This is a genomic window from Williamsia sp. CHRR-6, assembly GCF_018474015.1.
In the GTDB taxonomy this organism is placed as follows: Bacteria; Actinomycetota; Actinomycetes; order Mycobacteriales; family Mycobacteriaceae; genus Williamsia_A.
Genome location: NZ_JAHCSG010000004.1, coordinates 399,781 through 419,123, shown reverse-complemented (window position 1 = coordinate 419,123; position 19,343 = coordinate 399,781). Strand labels below are relative to the sequence as shown.

Annotated in this window: 16 protein-coding genes; 10 read left to right on the top strand and 6 right to left on the bottom strand. The window is 69.3% G+C overall.

Annotated elements, in window-relative coordinates; all coding sequences use genetic code 11:
* Window positions 1–22: 22 nt before the first annotated feature.
* Window positions 23–1,549 (top strand): DUF222 domain-containing protein, encoded by a 1,527-nt coding sequence (locus tag KIK15_RS18625; protein ID WP_214245203.1) that lies wholly within the window; start codon window positions 23–25, stop codon window positions 1,547–1,549.
* Window positions 1,550–1,639: 90 nt separating this feature from the next.
* A complete protein-coding gene (lon, locus tag KIK15_RS13455) occupies window positions 1,640–3,964 on the top strand; it encodes an endopeptidase La (protein ID WP_214245202.1) in 2,325 nt (774 codons plus the stop codon).
* Window positions 3,965–3,985: 21 nt separating this feature from the next.
* On the opposite strand, the gene leuS is transcribed toward lon, so the two are convergent.
* Entirely contained in the window at window positions 3,986–6,829 is a 2,844-nt protein-coding gene (leuS, locus tag KIK15_RS13450; RefSeq protein ID WP_307851884.1) for a leucine--tRNA ligase, read from the bottom strand.
* Window positions 6,830–6,888: 59 nt separating this feature from the next.
* Here leuS and KIK15_RS13445 point away from each other — a divergent pair, with 59 nt between their 5' ends.
* Complete coding sequence (locus KIK15_RS13445) at window positions 6,889–7,329, top strand: SdpI family protein (protein ID WP_214245201.1); 441 nt, start codon at window positions 6,889–6,891, stop codon at window positions 7,327–7,329.
* Between the two features lie 3 nt (window positions 7,330–7,332).
* Window positions 7,333–8,313, top strand: coding sequence for a bile acid:sodium symporter family protein (locus tag KIK15_RS13440; RefSeq protein ID WP_214245200.1), 981 nt, complete (start codon window positions 7,333–7,335; stop codon window positions 8,311–8,313).
* On the opposite strand, the gene KIK15_RS13435 is transcribed toward KIK15_RS13440, so the two are convergent.
* From KIK15_RS13435 to KIK15_RS13425, 3 genes are read right to left on the bottom strand one after another with little or no spacing between them, the layout of a single operon-like run.
* Window positions 8,303–8,962 (bottom strand): TVP38/TMEM64 family protein, encoded by a 660-nt coding sequence (locus tag KIK15_RS13435; RefSeq protein ID WP_307851883.1) that lies wholly within the window; start codon window positions 8,960–8,962, stop codon window positions 8,303–8,305. The genes KIK15_RS13440 and KIK15_RS13435 overlap by 11 nt on opposite strands.
* Window positions 8,959–9,555: a molybdenum cofactor biosysynthesis protein gene (locus tag KIK15_RS13430; RefSeq protein WP_214245308.1), complete on the bottom strand. Its 597-nt coding sequence runs from the start codon at window positions 9,553–9,555 to the stop codon at window positions 8,959–8,961. The genes KIK15_RS13435 and KIK15_RS13430 overlap by 4 nt, the downstream gene beginning before the upstream one ends.
* Window positions 9,552–10,172, bottom strand: coding sequence for a YqgE/AlgH family protein (locus KIK15_RS13425; protein ID WP_214245199.1), 621 nt, complete (start codon window positions 10,170–10,172; stop codon window positions 9,552–9,554). Before KIK15_RS13425 ends, KIK15_RS13430 begins: the two co-directional genes overlap by 4 nt.
* Before the next feature lie 14 nt (window positions 10,173–10,186).
* Between KIK15_RS13425 and KIK15_RS13420 the strand changes: the two genes are divergently transcribed.
* Together KIK15_RS13420 and KIK15_RS13410 are read left to right on the top strand one after the other, a co-directional pair.
* Window positions 10,187–11,710, top strand: a complete 1,524-nt coding sequence (locus tag KIK15_RS13420; protein ID WP_374222853.1) for an MFS transporter — start codon at window positions 10,187–10,189, stop codon at window positions 11,708–11,710.
* Between the two features lie 448 nt (window positions 11,711–12,158).
* Window positions 12,159–13,310: an aminotransferase class V-fold PLP-dependent enzyme gene (locus tag KIK15_RS13410; protein WP_307851881.1), complete on the top strand. Its 1,152-nt coding sequence runs from the start codon at window positions 12,159–12,161 to the stop codon at window positions 13,308–13,310.
* On the opposite strand, the gene KIK15_RS13405 is transcribed toward KIK15_RS13410, so the two are convergent.
* Window positions 13,283–14,863, bottom strand: a complete 1,581-nt coding sequence (locus tag KIK15_RS13405) for a glycerol-3-phosphate dehydrogenase/oxidase (protein WP_214245197.1) — start codon at window positions 14,861–14,863, stop codon at window positions 13,283–13,285. The genes KIK15_RS13410 and KIK15_RS13405 overlap by 28 nt on opposite strands.
* Entirely contained in the window at window positions 14,863–15,462 is a 600-nt protein-coding gene (locus KIK15_RS13400) for a TetR/AcrR family transcriptional regulator (RefSeq protein WP_214245196.1), read from the bottom strand. Before KIK15_RS13400 ends, KIK15_RS13405 begins: the two co-directional genes overlap by 1 nt.
* A 20-nt stretch (window positions 15,463–15,482) precedes the next feature.
* Here KIK15_RS13400 and KIK15_RS13395 point away from each other — a divergent pair, with 20 nt between their 5' ends.
* From KIK15_RS13395 to KIK15_RS13380, 4 genes are all read left to right on the top strand, one after another.
* Window positions 15,483–17,090: an FAD-binding oxidoreductase gene (locus KIK15_RS13395; RefSeq protein ID WP_250324582.1), complete on the top strand. Its 1,608-nt coding sequence runs from the start codon at window positions 15,483–15,485 to the stop codon at window positions 17,088–17,090.
* Between the two features lie 91 nt (window positions 17,091–17,181).
* On the top strand, window positions 17,182–18,051 hold the full coding sequence (locus tag KIK15_RS13390) for a DUF4394 domain-containing protein (protein ID WP_214245195.1): 870 nt from the start codon (window positions 17,182–17,184) through the stop codon (window positions 18,049–18,051).
* A 58-nt stretch (window positions 18,052–18,109) separates the two neighbouring features.
* The gene (locus KIK15_RS13385) at window positions 18,110–18,643 is read left to right on the top strand and encodes an RNA polymerase sigma factor (RefSeq protein ID WP_214245194.1); all 534 of its coding nucleotides are present in this window, start codon (window positions 18,110–18,112) and stop codon (window positions 18,641–18,643) included.
* The gene (locus KIK15_RS13380) at window positions 18,643–19,335 is read left to right on the top strand and encodes a hypothetical protein (protein WP_214245193.1); all 693 of its coding nucleotides are present in this window, start codon (window positions 18,643–18,645) and stop codon (window positions 19,333–19,335) included. Before KIK15_RS13385 ends, KIK15_RS13380 begins: the two co-directional genes overlap by 1 nt.
* Window positions 19,336–19,343 lie beyond the last annotated feature (8 nt).

Here is a 19,343-nt window from a genome sequence, read left to right as displayed (position 1 = left end):
CCCGTGTCGTAGCGTGCCGGGTATGGCTGGTGGGGGGTGGTCGGGGGTGTCGCGGGAGGCGATGGGGTTGCTTGCTGATCCCACCGCCGCCTCTGATGCTGGGCTGCTCACCGATATGCGGCATGCCACGGCCGGGCAGGCGTTTCTGGAGTGGCTACGCCTATCCCGCGCAGCGGAGTTGCATGCCCGTCGGGTCGCTCCGACCGCCGAGTCTGATACCCGCCGGTTTGACGGGTTCGTCCAATGCGCCACCTCAATCGCAGCGGTCCACAACATGTCCCAAACCGCCGGGGAACGCCTGTTGGACACCGCAGTCACCATGGCGTCGCGGTTGCCGAAGGTGGGGACATGTTTGCGGGATGGGCTGATTTCGGGCCGGGACCTCCGTACCATCATCACCCGCACCGACCTGATCACCGACCCCGACACCCACGCGTCGATCGACACCGACATCGCCGCCACCCTGCACCGGCGGGGGTCGTGGTCGACGGCCCGGCTACGCGACATGGTCGATCGGATCGTCTACCGCTACGACTCCTACGCCGTGCGGGAACGCCGCAAACAAGCCCTATCCGAACGTGGGTTTTGGTGTGATCCGCGCCCCGACGGCATGGCCGAACTCTCAGCGACCATGACCGCCGAAGCAGCCGTCGCGATGGCCCGCCGTATCGACGCCCTCGCCCGCGCCGTCTGTAGCCGCGACGACCGCACCCTGGCGGCGCGGCGTAGTGACGCCCTGTTCTGCCTCACCATGGGAGTCGCCTGGGAATGCAGCTGCCACACCCCCGACTGCACGGCACCCGTTGTTCCCGATGCTGAGGCCGTCACCCGCCGTGACATTCCCGCGACCGCCACCTCCCTGGTCGTGCACGTGGTGTGTGATTTGGAAACCGCCGCTGGCGACGGGGAAACACCGGCATTCATCGACGGCTACGGCGTCATCTCCGCACCCCACCTCACCGACCTACTGACCCGTCCCGGAACGTCGATCCGCCCGGTCGGCGGATCCGACACACCACTCCCGCCACACCTGCCGTCAGACCCCTACCGGCCCTCGACCGCCCTGGACACCATCCTGCGGACCCGTGACCTGTACTGCACCTGGCCCGGCTGCAACCTACGGGCCTGGACCGCTGATCTCGACCACGTCACCGAATACGACCACCACGACCCCGCTGCCGGTGGACAGACCTGCTACCGCGACATGAACACCAAATGCCGCTTCCACCACGGCATCAAAACATTCACCACATTCCTCGATGATCAAACCGTCACCCACGGCATCACCACACAAACCATCACCACCCCCGAAGGGATCACCCTGGCCGGGCCCGCCTTCACCGGCGACGACCTGTTCCCCGGACTCGCCGACATCACCTTCACCCACCCCGCCCACGCCCCACCCACCACGCCATCACCACCAGCCGCACCCACACCAGACGAACCCACCCGACGCCAACCACGCCTGGCAGACAAACACGCCCGCCGCCGCACCGAACGCCACCGCAACCGCACCACCGCAGGCGCCGACGACCCACCACCCTTCTGACGGTCTGTTCGCTCAGGACGAACAGTTGAGTCGGAACATATCAAGTCTCAGACGAGTTGAGCCTTACAGACTGAACTTCTGGAGGTTCCCTTGTCCGATATCACCCGCCTACCCGTCCTCTTCCTCAGCGACACGGTGTTGCTGCCCGGAATGGTGCTACCCATCGCCCTCGACAGCGACGCCACCACTGCGGCCATCGACGCAGCTCAGGCCACCGAGACGAAGAAACTACTGGTCGCACCGCGCCTAGACGACCGCTATCCCACGCACGGCGTGATCGCCACGTTGGTGCAGGTGGGTCGGATGGCCGGCGGGCAACCGGCGGCCGTGGTGCGCGGCGAGACCCGCGCCCACATCGGTTCCGGTACCAGCGGTCCGGGCGCCGCGCTGTGGGTGGAGGTGCAACCGATCACCGACACCGAGATCACCGACGAGGTGCGCAATCTCGCCGCCGAGTTCAAGAAGCTGGTGCTGGCAATGCTGCAGCGCCGCGAGGCCTGGCAGGTCATCGACTCGGTGAACAAGCTCAGCGATCCCGCAGCGCTGGCCGACACCGCCGGCTACGCCTCATATCTCACCGACGTGCAGAAGCGTCAGCTGCTGGAAACCCCCGACGTCGGCGAGCGGCTGACCGCGCTGATCGGTTGGACCACAGACCATCTCGCCGAGGTGGAGGTGAACGACAAGATCGCCGACGACGTGCGTGAGGGTATGGAGAAGACGCAGAAGGAGTTCCTGCTGCGCCAGCAGCTCGCCGCCATCCGCAAGGAGCTCGGTGAGGACGAGCCCGACGGCAGCGACGACTACCGCACCCGCATCGAGGCCGCCGAGCTACCTGACCGAGTGCGTGCGGCGGCGCTCCGGGAGGTGGGCAAGCTGGAGCGCGCCAGCGACCAGTCACCCGAAACCGGTTGGATTCGCACGTGGTTGGACACCGTGCTGGATCTTCCCTGGTCGGTGACCACCACCGACTCCACCGACATCGAAGCGGCACGAGCCGTCCTCGACGCCGACCACCACGGCCTCGATGACGTCAAAGACCGCATCGTCGAATACCTCGCCGTGCGCGCCCGGCGGTCCCAGCGAGGACTGCAGGTGGTGGGCGGACGCGGCTCTGGTGCTGTGCTGCTGCTCGCCGGTCCACCCGGGGTGGGAAAGACCTCCCTCGGTGAATCGGTGGCACGGGCGTTGGGCCGCAACTTCGTTCGGGTCGCCCTCGGCGGTGTGCGGGACGAAGCCGAGATCCGCGGGCATCGACGCACCTACGTCGGCGCTCTCCCCGGACGCATCGTGCGAGCCATCGGCGAAGCCGGGTCGATGAACCCGGTCGTGCTGCTCGACGAGGTGGACAAGGTGGGTTCGGACTACCGCGGCGACCCCGCCGCAGCGCTGCTGGAAGTGCTCGATCCCGCCCAGAACCACACGTTCCGCGACCACTACCTCGACCTCGACCTCGACCTGTCCGACGTGGTGTTCCTCGCCACTGCCAATGTGGTGGAACAGATTCCGTCTGCCCTGCTCGATCGCATGGAGCTGATCTCCATCGACGGCTACACCGAAGACGACAAGGTGGTGATCGCGCGCGAGCACCTGCTTCCGCGGCAACGCGAGCGCGCGGCGTTGAGCGAGGACGAGGTGGTGATCACCGACGCGGCCCTGCGCACCATCGCCGCCGAGTACACCCGCGAACCGGGCATGCGCCAGTTCGAACGGATGCTGGCCACCCTGATGCGCAAGGCGGCAACACGTTTGGGCACCGACACCCCGTCGATCACCATCGACGCGTCGGATCTGGTGACCTACCTCAAACGGCCCCGGTTCACCCCGGAGTCAGCCGAACGCACGGCCGTTGCAGGGGTGGCCACCGGCCTGGCCGTCACCGGGATGGGCGGTGATGTCCTCTACATCGAGGCGCTCACCGCACCGGGAGATGACCCGTCGCTGACCATCACCGGCCAGCTCGGCGACGTCATGAAGGAGTCGGCGCAGATCGCCCTGTCCTACGTGCGGGCCCACGCCGAACAACTCGGGGTGGACGTGTCCACACTCGATCACCCTGTGCACCTGCATGTTCCGGCGGGTGCGGTGCCCAAGGACGGCCCGTCGGCCGGGGTCACCATGGTGACCGCGCTGGTGTCCATGGCTACCGGGCGCCCGGTGCGCTCGGATGTCGGGATGACCGGCGAGGTGACCCTCAACGGTCGGGTGCTACCGATCGGCGGGGTGAAACAGAAGCTGTTGGCCGCCCAACGGGCCGGTCTGACAACGGTGTTCATCCCCGCACGCAACGAACCCGACCTCGACGACGTGCCCGCCGAGATCCTCGCCGCGCTCGACGTGCGACCGATGACCGACGTGGCCGACATCGTCACCGCCGCGCTCGAGGCTCCTGGCGAGGTGACCGCGGCGGCGTGATGTCCCGGGGTGATGGTCGCCCTACGGAACGATGTTGAGCATCTTTCCTGGTACGTAGATGATCTTGCGGGGTTCGCCGTCGAGCAACGGGACGATCTTGTCGTCGGCCAACGCAGCTGCGGTGACGGTCGCCTCGTCGGCGTCGGCAGGCACCGTCACGCGGCTGCGCACCTTGCCCTTCACCTGGATGGGGATTTCCACACTGTCCTCGACCAACAGACTCTCGTCGGCGACCGGGAAAGGGCCGCGCGCCAACGTATCCGAGTGTCCCAGCACGCTCCACAGCTCCTCGGCGATGTGCGGGGCCACCGGCGCCAACATCAGCAGCAGCGGTTCCACCACCGCGCGCGGGGCCCCATCCGGGTAACCCTTGGTGAGGTGATTGGTCAGCTCGATCAGCTTGGCCACCGCAGTGTTGTCGCGCAGGGCCACATAGTCCTCGCGTACCCCGGCTATGGTGCGGTGCAGTGCCTTTCGCGTGGCCTCGGTGGGCTCGTCGTCGGTGACCCGAACCGTGCCGGTCTCCTCGTCGACCACCAGGCGCCACACCCGCTGCAGAAACCGTTGCGCACCGACCACGTCCTTGGTGGCCCAGGGCCGCGACTGATCCAGCGGCCCCATCGACATCTCGTACACCCGCAGGGTGTCGGCGCCGTAGTCCCGGCAGATGTCATCGGGCGCAACGGAATTCTTCAGCGACTTACCCATCTTCCCGTACTCACGGGTGACGGGCTGATCCTGATAGAAGTGGCCGCCCTCGCGTTCGACCACCTCCTCGGCCGGCACATAGACACCACGCGCATCGGTGAATGCGTAGGCCTGGATCATGCCCTGGTTGAACAGCTTTCGGTACGGCTCGACCGAGCTGACGTGGCCGAGGTCGTAGAGCACCTTGTGCCAGAACCGCGAGTACAGCAGGTGCAGCACCGCGTGCTCCACCCCACCGACATAGAGATCGAGCCCGCCGGGGTCGTTGTCGCCGTGTACCTGCGGCACCCGACCCATCCAGTACTGCTCGTTCTCCGGCGCACAGAACGTCTCGTCGTTGGTGGGATCGATGTAGCGCAACTGGTACCAACAACTGCCCGCCCATTGCGGCATCACGTTGGTGTCGCGGGTGTAGCTCTTCAACCCATCACCGAGATCGAGCTCCACGTGCACCCAGTCGCTCGCCTTGGCCAGCGGGGGAGAGGGCACACTGTCGGCGTCGTCGGGATCGAACGACACCGGTGCGAAATCGGCCACCTCGGGCAGCTCCACCGGCAGCAGTGCTTCGGGGATCGGATGTGCCTGTCCCGCTTCGTCGTAGACGATGGGGAACGGCTCACCCCAGTACCGCTGACGCGCGAACAGCCAGTCACGCAGCTTGTACTGCACGACGCCGGTACCGGCGTCGTGCGCTTCAAGCCACTCGATGATCGCGGTCTTCGCCTCATCGACCGGCTTGCCGTCGAGGAAGTCGGAGTTGACGACCGGGCCGTCACCGGTGAAAGCGGCATCGGCCACACCCTGCTCGGAGCCGATCACCTCCACGATGGGCAGGCCGAACGCGGTGGCGAACTCGTGGTCGCGCACGTCGTGGGCAGGCACTGCCATGATGGCGCCGGTGCCGTACCCCAGCAGCACGTAGTCGGCGATGAACACCGGGATCTGCCGGCCGTTCACCGGGTTCACCGCGTAGGCGCCGGTGAAGACGCCGGTCTTGTCTTTGTTCTCCTGGCGCTCAAGGTCACTCTTGGCGGCGATGCCCGCCCGGTAGGCGGCCACCGCGGCGGCCGGGGTGGCCGCGCCGCCGGTCCACCGCGCGTCGACGCCGGACGCCCATTCGTGAGCGACGATCTCGTCGACCAACGTGTGCTCGGGCGCAAGCACCATGTAGGTGGCACCGAACAGGGTGTCGGGACGGGTGGTGAAGACCTCGACGGCAGCGTCACCACCGGCCACCGCGAACGACACCCGGGCCCCACGAGAACGCCCGATCCAGTTCTCCTGCATGGCCTTGACCTTGTCGGGCCAATCCAGCAGCTCCAGATCGTCGACCAGGCGGTCGGCGTAGGCGGTGATCCGCATCATCCACTGCCGCAACCGCTTACGGAACACCGGGAAGTTGCCGCGATCGCTACGACCGTCGGCGGTCACCTCCTCGTTGGCCAGCACGGTGCCCAGTCCCGGGCACCAATTGACCATCGAATCGGATTGGTACACCAGGCGATAGGTGTCCAGGACGGCGGTGCGGGAGGCGGCGTCGAGGTCAGCCCACACCGAGCCGTCGGCCGGAGTGCGTGTGCCGGAATCGAATTCGGCGATCAGGTCGCCGATGGGACGTGCCTTACCCGCCTCCTCGTCGTACCAGGCGCCGTAGATCTGCAGGAAGATCCACTGCGTCCAGCGATAGAACTCGACGTCGGTGGTCGACACCCGCCGACGTTCGTCATGGGCCAAGCCCAACCGACGGATCTGCCCGAGGTAACGCTCCACGTTGGCCTCGGTGGTGGTGCGCGGATGGGTACCGGTCTGCACCGCGTACTGCTCGGCGGGCAACCCGAACGCATCGAAACCCATGGTGTGCAACACGTTCACGCCGTCCATCCGATGAAAACGCGCGTAGACGTCGCTGGCGATGAACCCCAACGGATGACCGACGTGCAGTCCGGCCCCCGACGGGTAGGGAAACATGTCCTGGATGAACAGCTTGGCCGGACGCCCGTGACCGCCGAACCCCGAGAGGTCACCGGCCAGCGGGCCCACGGGGTTGGGCGCCTGGAAGCTGCCTCGCTCGGTCCAGGCCTGCTGCCAGCGCGCTTCGATCTCCCCGGCCAACTCGGCGGTGTAGCGGTGCGCGGCGGCGATGTCGTTCGTGGTCACGCTGACCAGCGTAAAGCCTGCTCGATTCGGTTCCGACCGGCGGTCGTAGACTCGGAAGTATGAACTCGGTAGCAATGACGATCGCGGTGATCGACGCCGTTCTGGCCGTCGTGTTCGCGGTGGTCGGAGTCCTGGGCATCACCCGCCGCCTGCCCCGCAACCGAGTCGTCGGCATCCGCACGGCGGCCACTCTGCGCAGCGACGCCACGTTCGCCGCCGCCCACGCCACCGCCGGTCCTGGACTGGTGGCCGGCTCGGTGGTCCTGACCCTGGGCGCGATGTTGGGCTTGGGTCTGTCCGGTGCCGCCGCGACCGGGTTCGCCGCCATCGGTCTGCTGGCCGGTCTGGTGCTGTTGGGGTCGGCCAGCTCGTTCGGTCTGCGGGCGGCGGCGGCGGTGCCGGACTGGGATGACGATGCCCCCAGCTGCGGAACCGCAGGCGGGTGTGGATCGTGTTCGTTCGCCGACGCCTGCACACCCGACCGGACCACCAACACCTAGCCCTTGCTCGCTCGGCTGCACATCGACGGGTTCATCCTCGCCATCTTCGGCGCGGTCGCCGTGGCGTCGGTGTTCCCGGCGCGCGGCGCCTTCGCCGACATCATGTCGTGGGTGGTGATCGCGGCCATCGCCCTGTTGTTCTTCCTCTACGGGGCACGAATGCATCCGCGGGAGGCGCTGGCCGGCCTCACCCACTGGCGGCTGCACCTGGTGATCCTGTCCTTCACCTTCCTGCTGTTCCCCTTGATCGGGCTGGCGCTGCGGCCGGTCGCAGAGCCCGTCCTCGGCGATGACCTCTACACCGGGCTGCTGTTCCTGTGCCTGGTGCCCTCGACGGTGCAATCGTCGATCGCGTTCACCTCCATCGCCCGCGGCAACGTGGCCGGCGCGATCGTCAGCGCCTCGGTGTCGAACCTGCTGGGCGTGGTGCTCACCCCGCTGCTGGTCCTGGCGCTGATCTCCACCACCGGCGGGATCAGCATCTCGGGAAGCTCGTTCCTCACCATCGTGCTGGAGATACTCGTGCCGTTCCTGATCGGACAGCTCGCCCGTCCGATCATCGGCGGATGGTTGACCAGACACGCCAAACCGACCAAGCTCGTCGACCGCGGCTCCATCGTCCTGGTGGTGTACGTGGCCTTCAGTGAGGGCATGCGCCAACACATCTGGTCCACCGTGCGGTGGTGGCAGGTGTTGGTCCTGGTGGCCGGATCAGTGGTGTTGGTGGCGGGACTGCTGTGGCTCACCTCGCGGGTCGCCCGGCGCCTGGGTTTCGACCGCGCCGACGAGATCGCAATCGCGTTCTGCGGCACCAAGAAGAGCCTGGCCACCGGGCTGCCGATGGCGGCAGTCCTGTTCGCCGACTCCCAGGTGGGCCTGATCGTGTTGCCGCTGTTGATCTTCCACCAGGTGCAGCTGATCATGTGCGCGTGGTGGGCGGGTCGGCTGGCGCGGTACACCGACAGCGAAACCGCTACCGCGTGACCCGTCGACCCACCACGCTGCTGCCCACCCCGAGCACCGCGACCACCACGACCGCCAGAATGAACGGCCACGAGGTGGGGGAGGTGCCGTAGGCGCCCACCGCCGCATACCCGACGGTCGAGGGCACGATTCCCACCGCCGTCCCCACCAGGTAGTCGCGGGTGCGCACGGCGCTGAGCCCGGCCGCGTAGTTGACCAGCGCGAACGGCAGCGGGATGAGCCGGATGATCATCATCGACACCAGGCCGCGACGTTGCAGCACCGCATCCACCGAGGCCACCGACGACCAGCCGATCCGAGCGACACCGTCACGCCCGAGCACCCTGGCCAGACTGAACCCCAGCCACGCACCGGTCGTCGCACCGAGCATCACCGCCGTCGATCCCACCGCCAACCCGAACAGCAACCCGCCGCCGATGGTCAACGCGCTGGCCGGGAACGGGGTGAGCGACACCCCGGCGTAGACCAGGGCGAACAACAACACCCCCCACAACCCGGCGGCACGCACCTGCTCGCGCAGCGGTTGCGGGTCGGGGATGTCGACGACGAACACCGCCACCGTCGCCACCACGATGATGGCGACCAGGATGAACGCCTTGGCGCGCGGCCCCAACCGGGGACGTGGCGGCGTCGTCTCGATCGATGTCACCTGCGGCCCCCGTCCCCTCGATCGGGCATCAGCCTAATGTCGACCGGTTGCGCCCGGGTGACCTGATATGCGGCGCGGGCGGCATCCAGGGCCACCGGCGACCAGATCACCGCCGGCCCGACTCTCAGCTCACCGTCGGTGAGCACCGCCGCACTCAGACCACCACGCCCGATCAACGCCGTGCGGGCACCGGCGCCGGCCATCGAGTCCATCCAGGAACACGGATGCGCGGGCCGGCCGCCTCGAAAACGCACCGGTCCGGTGCCGCAGTCGATCTCGAACTCCACCGCGCGCAGCGGATCGAGTTGCAGACCTCGGACCATCACGTTGCGCCGCGCCACCAACGGATCGGCGCCCGTGGTCGCCGCCTCCCATGCCTCCAACGCCAGGAAGGTGACCGCAGCCTCGGTGTGGGCGCGGACCCCGAAGAAACGGTCACCACAGATCCCCTTGTGCGCCTTGAGTTCCACCCGATCACCTACGACGGTCACGGCGTCGGCCGCCGGTCCGTCCTTGGCCCGACCGAAATAGGCGTGGGTGGGGGAGCGCAGCAACGCCACGATCTCGACGTCGTAGCGGTAGGTGCCGCTCAGTTGCGGTCCACGTCGATGGGGTGGGTGGCCAGCAGCGGCAGCGGCCACGGTTGGCGGCGCAACACCGTGGCGAACAGATCACGGTCGGCGGGCACCAACAGGTCGTTCGGCAAGGCCGAGGCCACCAGCCAGGCGTCACGGGCCAGTTCGTCCTCGAGCTGCCCCAGACTCCAGCCGGCGTAACCGGCGAAGATGCGGACCCCGTCGAGGCACTCGTGCAGGTCGGCGGGATCGCTGTCGAGGTCGACGAGCACCACCCGACCGTCGACCGGGCGCACCCCGGCGAGCCGATCAGTGTCGACACCTCGACGCACCACACCCAGACACAGCGCCGCATCCTGCTTCACCGGCCCACCGATGAACACCGCGCGCGGTCGGGCCGCCAGGTTCGACCACTGGGGCAACAGGTTGTGCACCGCGGTCTGGCTCATCCGGTTGACGACCACGCCGAGGGTGCCTGCGTCGTTGTGCTCGATGATGTAGATGACCGTGCGGCGAAACGTCGGCTCGGACAGATCGGTGGACGACAGGAGCAGACTGCCCGCCCGCACTCGGCCCGTGCACGGCGCATCATCGGTCCACCGGGCGGTCTCGTCGGGCTCATCTGTACTGGCCACGTGAACATCATCGCATGGCTGGGCGCACGGTCCCCGAGGTTTGTACCCTGGGGCAAGTGACCATTGTGCGGGAGATCCGAACCAGGCCCGCACTTTCACGTCTGCTCGCCGTTCGCCTCTGCGGACAGACCACCGACGGACTCTTCCAGGCGGCTTTGGGTGGGGCGATCCTGTTCAACCCCGAGCGGCACGCCGACCCGGTGGCCATCGCGGGCGGACTGGCGGTACTGCTGCTGCCGTACTCGATCATCGGCCCGTTCGCCGGCGCCCTGCTGGACCACTGGGACCGACGTACCGTCTTGATCTGGTCGAATCTGGCGCGCGCCCTGCTGATCATGCTCACCGCCGTCGCCATCGCGACCGGCGGCAACGAGACCCTGGTGCTAATCGCGGCGCTGACCGTCACCGGCGCAAGCAGATTCGTCGCGTCGGGGCTGTCGGCGTCGCTGCCGCACGTGACCTCCACCCGGCACCTGGTCGCGATGAACGCGTTCTTCACCACCATCGGATCGGTGGCGCTGGCCGTCGGCGCCGGGCTGGCGTTGGGTCTGCGTGCGGTGTTCGGCAACGACAACACCGGCAGCGCCGCCACCACCATGGGTGCGCTGGTGCTCGCGGTGGCCGGTGCAGCGGTGGCGGCACGATTCCGACCGCGGGCGCTGGGCCCCGATCACCCCGACGTCGACGGTGCTGCGCTGACCCCCGAACACCCCAACGGTCCGGCCCTGCGCGCAGTCGCAGTGGGGCTGGCCCACGGTGCCCGCGCGGTCGGACGGGCCCACAGCATCGCTGCGGCCCTGTGTGCCGTCGGCGCTCATCGGTTCGTGTTCGGCGTCAACACGCTGATGCTGTTGGTGCTCACCCGCGACACCTCGTTGGGGTTGGCCGGGGTGGGTGCTGTGGCCGGACTGACTGCCGTGGGCATGTTCGCCGCGGCCGTCATCACCCCGTGGTCGGTGGCCCGACGCGGTCGCCGCGCCACCATCAGCGCCGCCCTGGTCATCGCCGTGGTGGCCGAGCTGGCGCTGGCGTCGTTCAACGGGATCGTCATCTGCGTGGTGGCCACCGTGTTGGGCCTGGCGGGGCAGACGTTGAAGCTCTGCGCCGACGCCGCCATGCAGCTCGAGGCCGACGACGCGGTGCGTGGACAAGTGTTCGCCTTCCAGGACGCGGTGTTCAACGTGACCTACGTGGCCGCGGTGACCATCGCCGCGTTCACCGTGCCCGCCGACGGGCGTGCGCTGCTGCTCCCGCTGGTGGGCGCGCTGATCTACGCGGTGTCGTTGCTGCTGGTCCGGCGGCTGCACCCGAGGTGTGACACCCCAGACGCACCAGCCGGCTACACCACCGCACCGCCGCGTTCGGTCCACCGATCGGCCACACCGTCACCGTCGACATCGTCGAGCACCGCCTCGGCGGCTCCGTCTCCGTCGGTGTCGACGAACACCTGGGTGGGAGTCGCCGGGTCGGCCCCGGCGAACACCAGCCCCAGCCGGGTGCGCTCAGGCGACCCGTCGGTGGATACACAGTCGACGTAGCGGTCGTCGGCCACACCGTCACCGTCGACGTCTGCCTCGACGCCGGCCCGGTCGGCCCCGGCGGCCGACGGTGTCGGCACGTCGCGCACCCGGTGATCCCACAGCCCCCGACCAGTGTCGGAGTAGGCGGCGTCGACCCGGCCGTCGTCGTCGGTGTCGAGGACTGCGAGATCGGCGCGGCCGTCACCGTCGGAATCCCACATCGCATCGTCACGGCGGCCGTCGCCGTCGAAGTCCAGCCGCACCGCATCGGCTCGCCCGTCACCGGAGACGTCGAGTGTGGCCACCGACGTCCACGAGCTGACGCCGCCGGTGCCCGACCCGAACCCGTAGGTGACCGACCCCGATTCGCCGTCCGGTGCATCCGATGTGGTCGCCGCGAAGAAGAAGTCCATGTACCTGTGACGCCGAAGAAGCCGATCGGGTTCCATCGGTACTGTGATCGATCGTGACCACGCCCTCTGACCGCGGCATCCATCTGAGCACGATCGGTGCGCAGTGGGATTCGCTCCGTGTACCCGCAGCCGGGGTGCACCTCGACTCCGCCGCTGCGGGCCGCAGCTCGCGGGCGGTCATCGACACCATCACCGAGCACCTGCACGCCGAGGCCGCCCACGGCGGATATGTCGCCGCTGCGGCCCGCGCTGATGACCTCGCGGCCACCCACGCCGCGGTGGCCACCCTGATCGGTCATGACCACGGCGACGTCGCACTGGTGGGCAGTGCGCAGGCTGCGATCCGAGAACTGTTGCGGCACTGGCGCAGACCGCTGAGCATCTGGGTGTGTCCGACCGAGTACGGACCCAACGTCGCCGACTTCGCCCACCACGGTCACACCGTGACCACCCTGCCCGTCGCCGACGAGTTCGGACATGTCGACGTCGCGGCCACCGAGGCGATGCTGCTCAAGCGACCGCCGGATGTGCTGCACATCTGCCACATCGGCTCGCGCACCGGCATCGTGCAGCCGGCCGCCGAACTGGTGGCCCTGGCCCGGGCCGCCGGGGTGGTCACGGTCGTCGACGCCGCGCAGGCACTGGTACAGATCGACAGCCGCACCGGCGCCGACATCGTCTACGGGACCAGCCGCAAGTGGGCTGCCGGTCCGCGCGGGGTCGGCTTCCTCTCGGTCCGTCGATCCCCCGCGGCACCGCCGCTGGTGGCTGATCTACCCGCCCCTGCCGAGCTGGAGAGCGCCGAGGCCGCGGTGGCCGCACGGCTGGGTTTCGGTGTGGCACTGCGGCAGATCCTCGACCTGGGACCGGTGTCGGTGCACGCCGGGCTGTCGGCGATCGGTGGACACCTACGCACCCAGGTGAGCGCGGTCGATGGCTGGACGGTGGTGGAGCCGTCCGACGAACCCAGCGCGACCACCACGCTGCGGCCCGCCACCGACGCCGATATCGACGTGTGGCACGTGCGAGCACATCTGCTGCGCAATGGATTTGTCACCACCTGCGCCGAATCATGGCGCAGCCCACTGCAACCGGCGGAGACGGTGCTGCGCATCAGCCCCCACCTCGACGTGACCGTCGGCGACCTCGACGCGTTCGTCGACGCGCTGCAGCGAGCTCACCCGGCGAACGCGGCTCCCGCCTGATCGACGATGTGGGTGATCGCCGGGCGAGCAGCCTCGGCATCGGCGTCCACCAGTCCGATGCGGGTCCGCCGGTGCAGCACGTCGTCGGTGTCCAGGGCCCCCTCGCAGGTGACTGCGAACTCGATCTCGGCCCGGGTCACGTCGATGCCGGGCGCGATGGGCGACAGCGGCGAGGACACTGTGGCTTGCTCGACCACCCGCGCGGCCTCAGCCCCGTAGCGGGCCACGAGCGAGGCCGGCAGCACCCGACCGGTCTGGGCCGGACCACGCGCCCCCACCAACGGGATCGCGTCGGTGACACAGGGATAGGCAGCCAGCGACCGCAGGCGCACCGCGGCGTCGACGGCGTCCCGCGCCATCATGCGGTAGGTGGTCAACTTGCCGCCCACCACGGTGATCACGCCGTCGGAGTTGACGCTGACCGTGTGGTCACGCGAGGCCTCGGCGGTCGACCGCCGACGACCGCGGGGTTCCTGGTCCAGCAGGGGCCGCAGACCGGCGAAGGTACCGCGGACGTCGGCGCGGGTGAGCGGTCGGATCAAGGTCTGGTTGATGGTGTCGAGGATGTGGTCGATCTCGTCCTCGGTGCCTCTCGCCACGTCGGGGATCGGCCCGGGCGCCTCGACGTCGGTGAGACCGACGTAGACCCGGCCGAGTTGGGCGGGCAGGGCGAAGACGAAGCGACTGCGACTGCCGCGCACCGGAACCGTCAGGGCCGCAGTGGGATTGCCCATCGCAGCGGCGTCGATGACCAGATGGGTGCCGCGGCTGGGACGCATCGCGATGCTGTCGTCCACCGTTGCCGCCCACACACCGGTCGCGTTGATGACCGCGCGCGCCGACACCGAGAAGGTGGTGCCGTCGCGGGTGTCGGTGATGCGGGCTCCGCGTCCGGTGACCTCCTGCGCCCGATGTCGCGGCAGGATGAGGGCGCCGTGGGCGGCGGCGGTACGCGCAACCGCGACCACGAGTCGGGCGTCGTCGATCAGCTGGCCGTCGTAGGCCAGCCAACCGCCGCGCAACCCCTCTGCGGTCACCGTCGGACACGCCGCCAGCACCTCGCCCGGCCCCACCCGGCTCGGGCTCGCCAACGTCGACGACGGGGTACCGGCGCTGCGCCGCAACAGATCCCCCACCGCGAACCCGGCCCCCACCAGCGCCGACCCGGCCGTCACCGACAGCCGATCACGCCAGTCGTCATCGGCGGCTGCCGCGTGGTGGGGAACCAGTTGGGCCATCGGCGAGATGAGGTGCGGGGCAATGGTGGTCATCAGGTGGTGGCGTTCGTGTGCACTCTCCCAGGCGATCTGGACCCGGGCGCTGGCGAGATAGCGCAGGCCCCCGTGGACCAGTTTCGAACTCCACCGGCTGGTGCCGAACCCGAGGTCGTGCGCCTCGACCAGCGCCACCGACAGGCCGCGGGAGGCGGCGTCCAACGCCACCCCGACACCGGTGATGCCGCCCCCGATCACCAACACATCCCACGCGGCCCGTCGGGTGCGCAGCACGTCGGCGTCGGCGCGGATCCGCGCCGGCGACAGGTCGGGTCCCATCACCGCCCCTGGCCCGATCCGGCGGCGGGTGCGAGGTAACCGCGGATCGCCGAGCGCAGCTCGGTACTCCAGGCGCTGCCGAGGATGGGGGCGATCATGGTGCGCGACTGGATGGCCGACTGTGCGATCAGCAGCACCATCGCGGCGAGATGCTCGGCCACGCCCGCGCGGACCGCACCGATCTGCTGAGCGGCCTCGATCCGGCCGGTCAACGCCGAGATCATGCCGCGCTGGCTGGCTCCCAGTCGCGTGAACACGTAGGGGGCGATCACGTCGGGCTGGCCCTCGCTGAGCGCCACGAACAATTCGTCGCCGCTCACCGCATCGGCGACGGCCACGATGCTGTCGGCCATCGCGTCGAGCACCGCGTCGGGTGTGGCACTGGACGGGTCGATGCTGACCGAGTTGGCGGCCACCAGCTCGGCCATCTCGCGGGTCAGCAGTTCGCGGATCACCGCACCCACCTCGGGCCAGCGTCGATAGACCGTGGGCCGACTCACCCCTGCCTCCCGCGCCACCTCGGCCAGGGTCACCTTGCGGCCCCCGCCGCGCACCAGGCACCGACGAGCCGCGTCCAACACCTCGTTACTAGTTGACATTATGTGTAAAACTGTAACGCATGCCACGCATCCTGCCCATGCCCGCCATGCAGTGGAATGCCTGGGGCAGCGCCGAGGCCGCCACCGAGCTGTCCCCCGGTATCCGAGGCTTGCTCAGCGCGGCCCTGGGGATCGAGGGCGATCCCACCCCGGGTGTGGCGTCGGAGGCCGTGGCGATCCCCGACTCGCGTCTCGACGACGCCGCCCTCGGCGAGCTCGCCGCGATCGTGGGGCCGCAGGCGGTGAGCCGCGAACGCGACGACCGGCTGCTGCGCGCAGGCGGGCGGTCCACCCCGGATCTGCTGCGACGGCGGATGTCGCACCAGATGGTGCCGGACGCGGTGATCGCACCCGCCGACGACGACGAGGTGGCGGCGGTGCTGCGGTGGGCCGAGTCGGCGGGCGTGGCCGTCGTCCCGCTCGGCGGGGGCACCGGTGTGGTGGGCGGCACCGATCCACAGGCCGGGCCGCACCACGCGGTCCTCTCACTCGATCTCGGTCGCTTCGATGCCCTGATCCACCTCGACGAGATCTCGGGGATCGCCACCTTCGGTGCCGGGGTCGGTGGCCCGCGCGCCGAGGAACTGCTGGGCGCCCACGGCTTGTCGTTGGGCCACTTCCCGCAAAGCTTCGAGTTCGCCACCATCGGGGGATTCGCCGCCACCCGCTCATCGGGGCAGGCCTCGGCCGGATACGGGCGATTCGACGACATGGTGGTGGGACTGACGGTGGTGACGCCGCGCGGCATCCTGCGGCTCGGCGATGTGGCGCGATCGGCGGCGGGTCCCGATCTGCGGCAGCTGATGCTGGGTTCGGAGGGCGTGCTGGGGGTCATCACGTCGGTGTCGGTGCGAGTGCATCGGGCGCCGACCACCAGCATCGGTGCGGCCTGGCGCTTTCCCGACTTCGCCACCGGCGCCGCGGCCCTGCGTGCGCTCGCCCAGCGCGGCGCGGGCCTGGGCCCCACGGTGCTACGGCTGTCCGACGAGATGGAGACCGGGGTGAACCTCGCCTCGCCCGGCGCCATCGGCGAGGCGACGGGTGGCGGCTGTCTGGCCGTCACCCGATTCGACGGTGACGAGGCAGCCTGTCTCGCCCGCGCGGAACTGACCGCAGCCACCCTCGCCGCCGCTGGCGGGCAGTCGCTGGGCGCAGGTCCGGCCGATGCGTGGGAGCACGGCCGCTTCCGTGCCCCCTACCTGCGCGACGCGTTGCTGGCGGTCGGAGCGGGCTGCGAGACCCTGGAGACCGCGACCACGTGGTCGGCGCTGATGGATCTGCGCACAGCCGTCACCGACGCCCTGCTCACCGCGCTGCAGGAGTCCGGTTCGCGGGCGCTGGTGCTGTGCCACATCTCGCACACCTATCCCACCGGTGCGTCGTTGTACTTCACCGTCGTCTACGCCCTCGGCGACGACCCGGTGACCCAGTGGGCGCACGCCAAGGCGGCCGCGTGCGAGGCGATCGTGGCCCAGCACGCCACCATCAGCCACCACCACGCGATCGGCATGGATCACCGGCCGTGGTTGCACGCCGAGATCGGCGCGGTGGGTGTGCAGATCCTGCGGACGCTGAAGGCCACGCTGGATCCGGCCGCGGTGTTGAACCCCGGCAAATTGATCCCCTGATCTCGTCCATCCGTTCAACGCAACCGGGCGTTCGGCGGTATCCCCATCGAGGTGGCCACAACGGCCGACCCCGACCTGGAGGATTCCACTGATGCGTACCCGTCCCACCCTCGTCACGCGCCCCACTCTGCTCACGCGAGCCGCACTCGCCGGCGCGGGAGCAGCCCTGCTCATCGGCTCGGCCGCGGCCGTCGGCACCAGCACCGCCGGCGCAACCGTAGGCGGCACCACCGTCTTCGGGTTGAGCTCCGACGGCCGCACCCTGTCGCAGTTCACCACCTCCACCCCGCGTTTCGTGCGCACCGTCGGCGCCGTGACCGGCCTGCCGGCCGGTGAGAAGCTGATCGGCATCGACGTGCGACCGGCCACCGGCGCGCTGTACGGGGTGAGCAACACCGGTGGGGTCTACACGATCTCCCGGTCGGTGGCGACCAAGGTCTCGCAGCTCAGCGTCGCACTCGAGGGCACCGCGTTCGGAGTGGACTTCAACCCGGCCGCCGACCGGCTGCGCATCATCAGCGACACCGGCCAGAGCCTGCGCCACGACGTGACCCAGGCGACGCCCATGACCGCCGTCGACACCGCCGTCAACTACACCGCAGGCACCCCGGTCACCGGTATCCAGGCGGTCGGGTACACCAACAACGACACCTCTGCCGCCACCGCCACCGCGCTCTACGACATCGACACCACCCAAGACCAGCTGGTCCTGCAGGTGCCGCCGAACGCGGGCACCCTGGTCCCGGTCGGCAAGCTCGGCATCGATTTCGCATCGGTCACCAGCTTCGACATCGCCTCCACCGTCCGTGGCACCACAGCAACCGGCAACACCGGCTACCTGCTGGGCACCCCGGTCGGCGGCAGCAAGGCGCTGTACAAGGTCGACCTGACCACCGGACAGGTCGCCAAGGTCGGACCGATCGGCGGCAACGTGGCTCAGATCGCGGTCACCCACCGCTGATCGGGATCGTTCCGTAGGCTCAGCACGTCCGTCGAAGCCTGACCGGGGGGAACGACACGTGGTGGGTCCTGCCGAACCGGAGGCGCTCGTGCGCCGGGGCTACGACCGTCACGGCGGGGAGTTGTACCGCTATGCGCTCGCACGCCTCGGCGACGACGCCTCTGCCCAGGATGCTGTGCAGGAGACCATCGTCCGTGCCTGGAAAGCCGGCGGCCGTTATGACCCCGCGCGCGCCTCGCTGCGGACCTGGTTGTTCGCCATCCACCGCAACGTGGTGATCGATCAGCTGGCGGCTCGACGGTGGGCGGCATCCACCCCCGACGCCGCGGGCGGGGACCCGGGTGCCGCGGGCGGGGACCCGGCTGCCGCGGGCGGGGATCCGGCCGAGATCGTGGCCGACGGGGCCGCGGTGGTCCACGCACTGGGGCTGCTCAGCGACGATCACCGCACGGCGATCGTGGAGACCTACCTGCGGGACCGCCCGTACGCCGACGTCGCCGGCGAACTGGGTATCCCGGTGGCCACTCTGCGCAGCCGCGTCTTCCACGGTCTGCGGCACCTGCGCGCAGCGCTGAGTCGAGAGGAGGTGTGATGGATCAGGACCCGACGCACGATCAGCAGGAGTGGGACGACCTGCTCACCGCCCACCTTCTCGGTGAGCTGTCCGCAACCGACCGAACCAGATTCGAGGTGCTGCTGTCGGCGTCGGCTGAGCGCGCAGACGAGCTGGCCGACCTCGAGCGGGTGGCCGGGCGACTGTCCTCGTGGGCGCAACCGACACCCGAGGACGCCTTCGGCGGGCCGCCGCCGGCACAACTCGACGCTCGGATCGACGCCATCCTGCCCGCACGCGCGCGACACCCGCGCCGGCGTCGCCTGCTGCCGTACGCCACCGCGCTGGTCGGGGCCGCTGCCGGCGTAGCTGCCGTGCTGGTCGTGACCAACGTGCAGTCGGAGCCGACCGAGCCGACGGGTCCGACGGTGTTGGCTGTGGCCGACCTGCGGTCCTCGCCGGGTGTGCGCGCCAGCGCCGGGGTGGTGGATCACACGTGGGGGGTGGAGGTGCAGTTCACGGTGTCAGGTCTGCCCGCAGGCACCGACTACGAGGTGGTCGTGACCGGTGACGACGGCCGCGTCTACGACGCCGGCGCGTTCATCGGCGTCAACCGGGAGCTCGACTGCCGGATGAACAGCGCGGTCCTGCTGGCCGACGCGAAGAGCTTCGCCGTGATGGATCCGGCGGGGCGAGCAGTGGTGTGGGGCGATCTACCCGATCCGGCCTGACCACGAGG

Excerpts from the sequence above, each read along its gene's own strand:
- KIK15_RS13395 (WP_250324582.1), top strand. The coding sequence starts at position 15,483 with ATGCCACGCATCCTGCCCATGCCCGCCATGCAGTGGAATGCCTGGGGC.
- KIK15_RS13390 (WP_214245195.1), top strand. The coding sequence starts at position 17,182 with ATGCGTACCCGTCCCACCCTCGTCACGCGCCCCACTCTGCTCACGCGA.
- KIK15_RS13420 (WP_374222853.1), top strand. The coding sequence starts at position 10,187 with ATGGCTGGGCGCACGGTCCCCGAGGTTTGTACCCTGGGGCAAGTGACC.
- KIK15_RS18625 (WP_214245203.1), top strand. The coding sequence starts at position 23 with ATGGCTGGTGGGGGGTGGTCGGGGGTGTCGCGGGAGGCGATGGGGTTG.
- KIK15_RS13400 (WP_214245196.1), bottom strand. The coding sequence starts at position 15,462 with ATGTCAACTAGTAACGAGGTGTTGGACGCGGCTCGTCGGTGCCTGGTG.
- KIK15_RS13380 (WP_214245193.1), top strand. The coding sequence starts at position 18,643 with ATGGATCAGGACCCGACGCACGATCAGCAGGAGTGGGACGACCTGCTC.
- KIK15_RS13405 (WP_214245197.1), bottom strand. The coding sequence starts at position 14,863 with ATGGGACCCGACCTGTCGCCGGCGCGGATCCGCGCCGACGCCGACGTG.
- KIK15_RS13445 (WP_214245201.1), top strand. The coding sequence starts at position 6,889 with ATGAACTCGGTAGCAATGACGATCGCGGTGATCGACGCCGTTCTGGCC.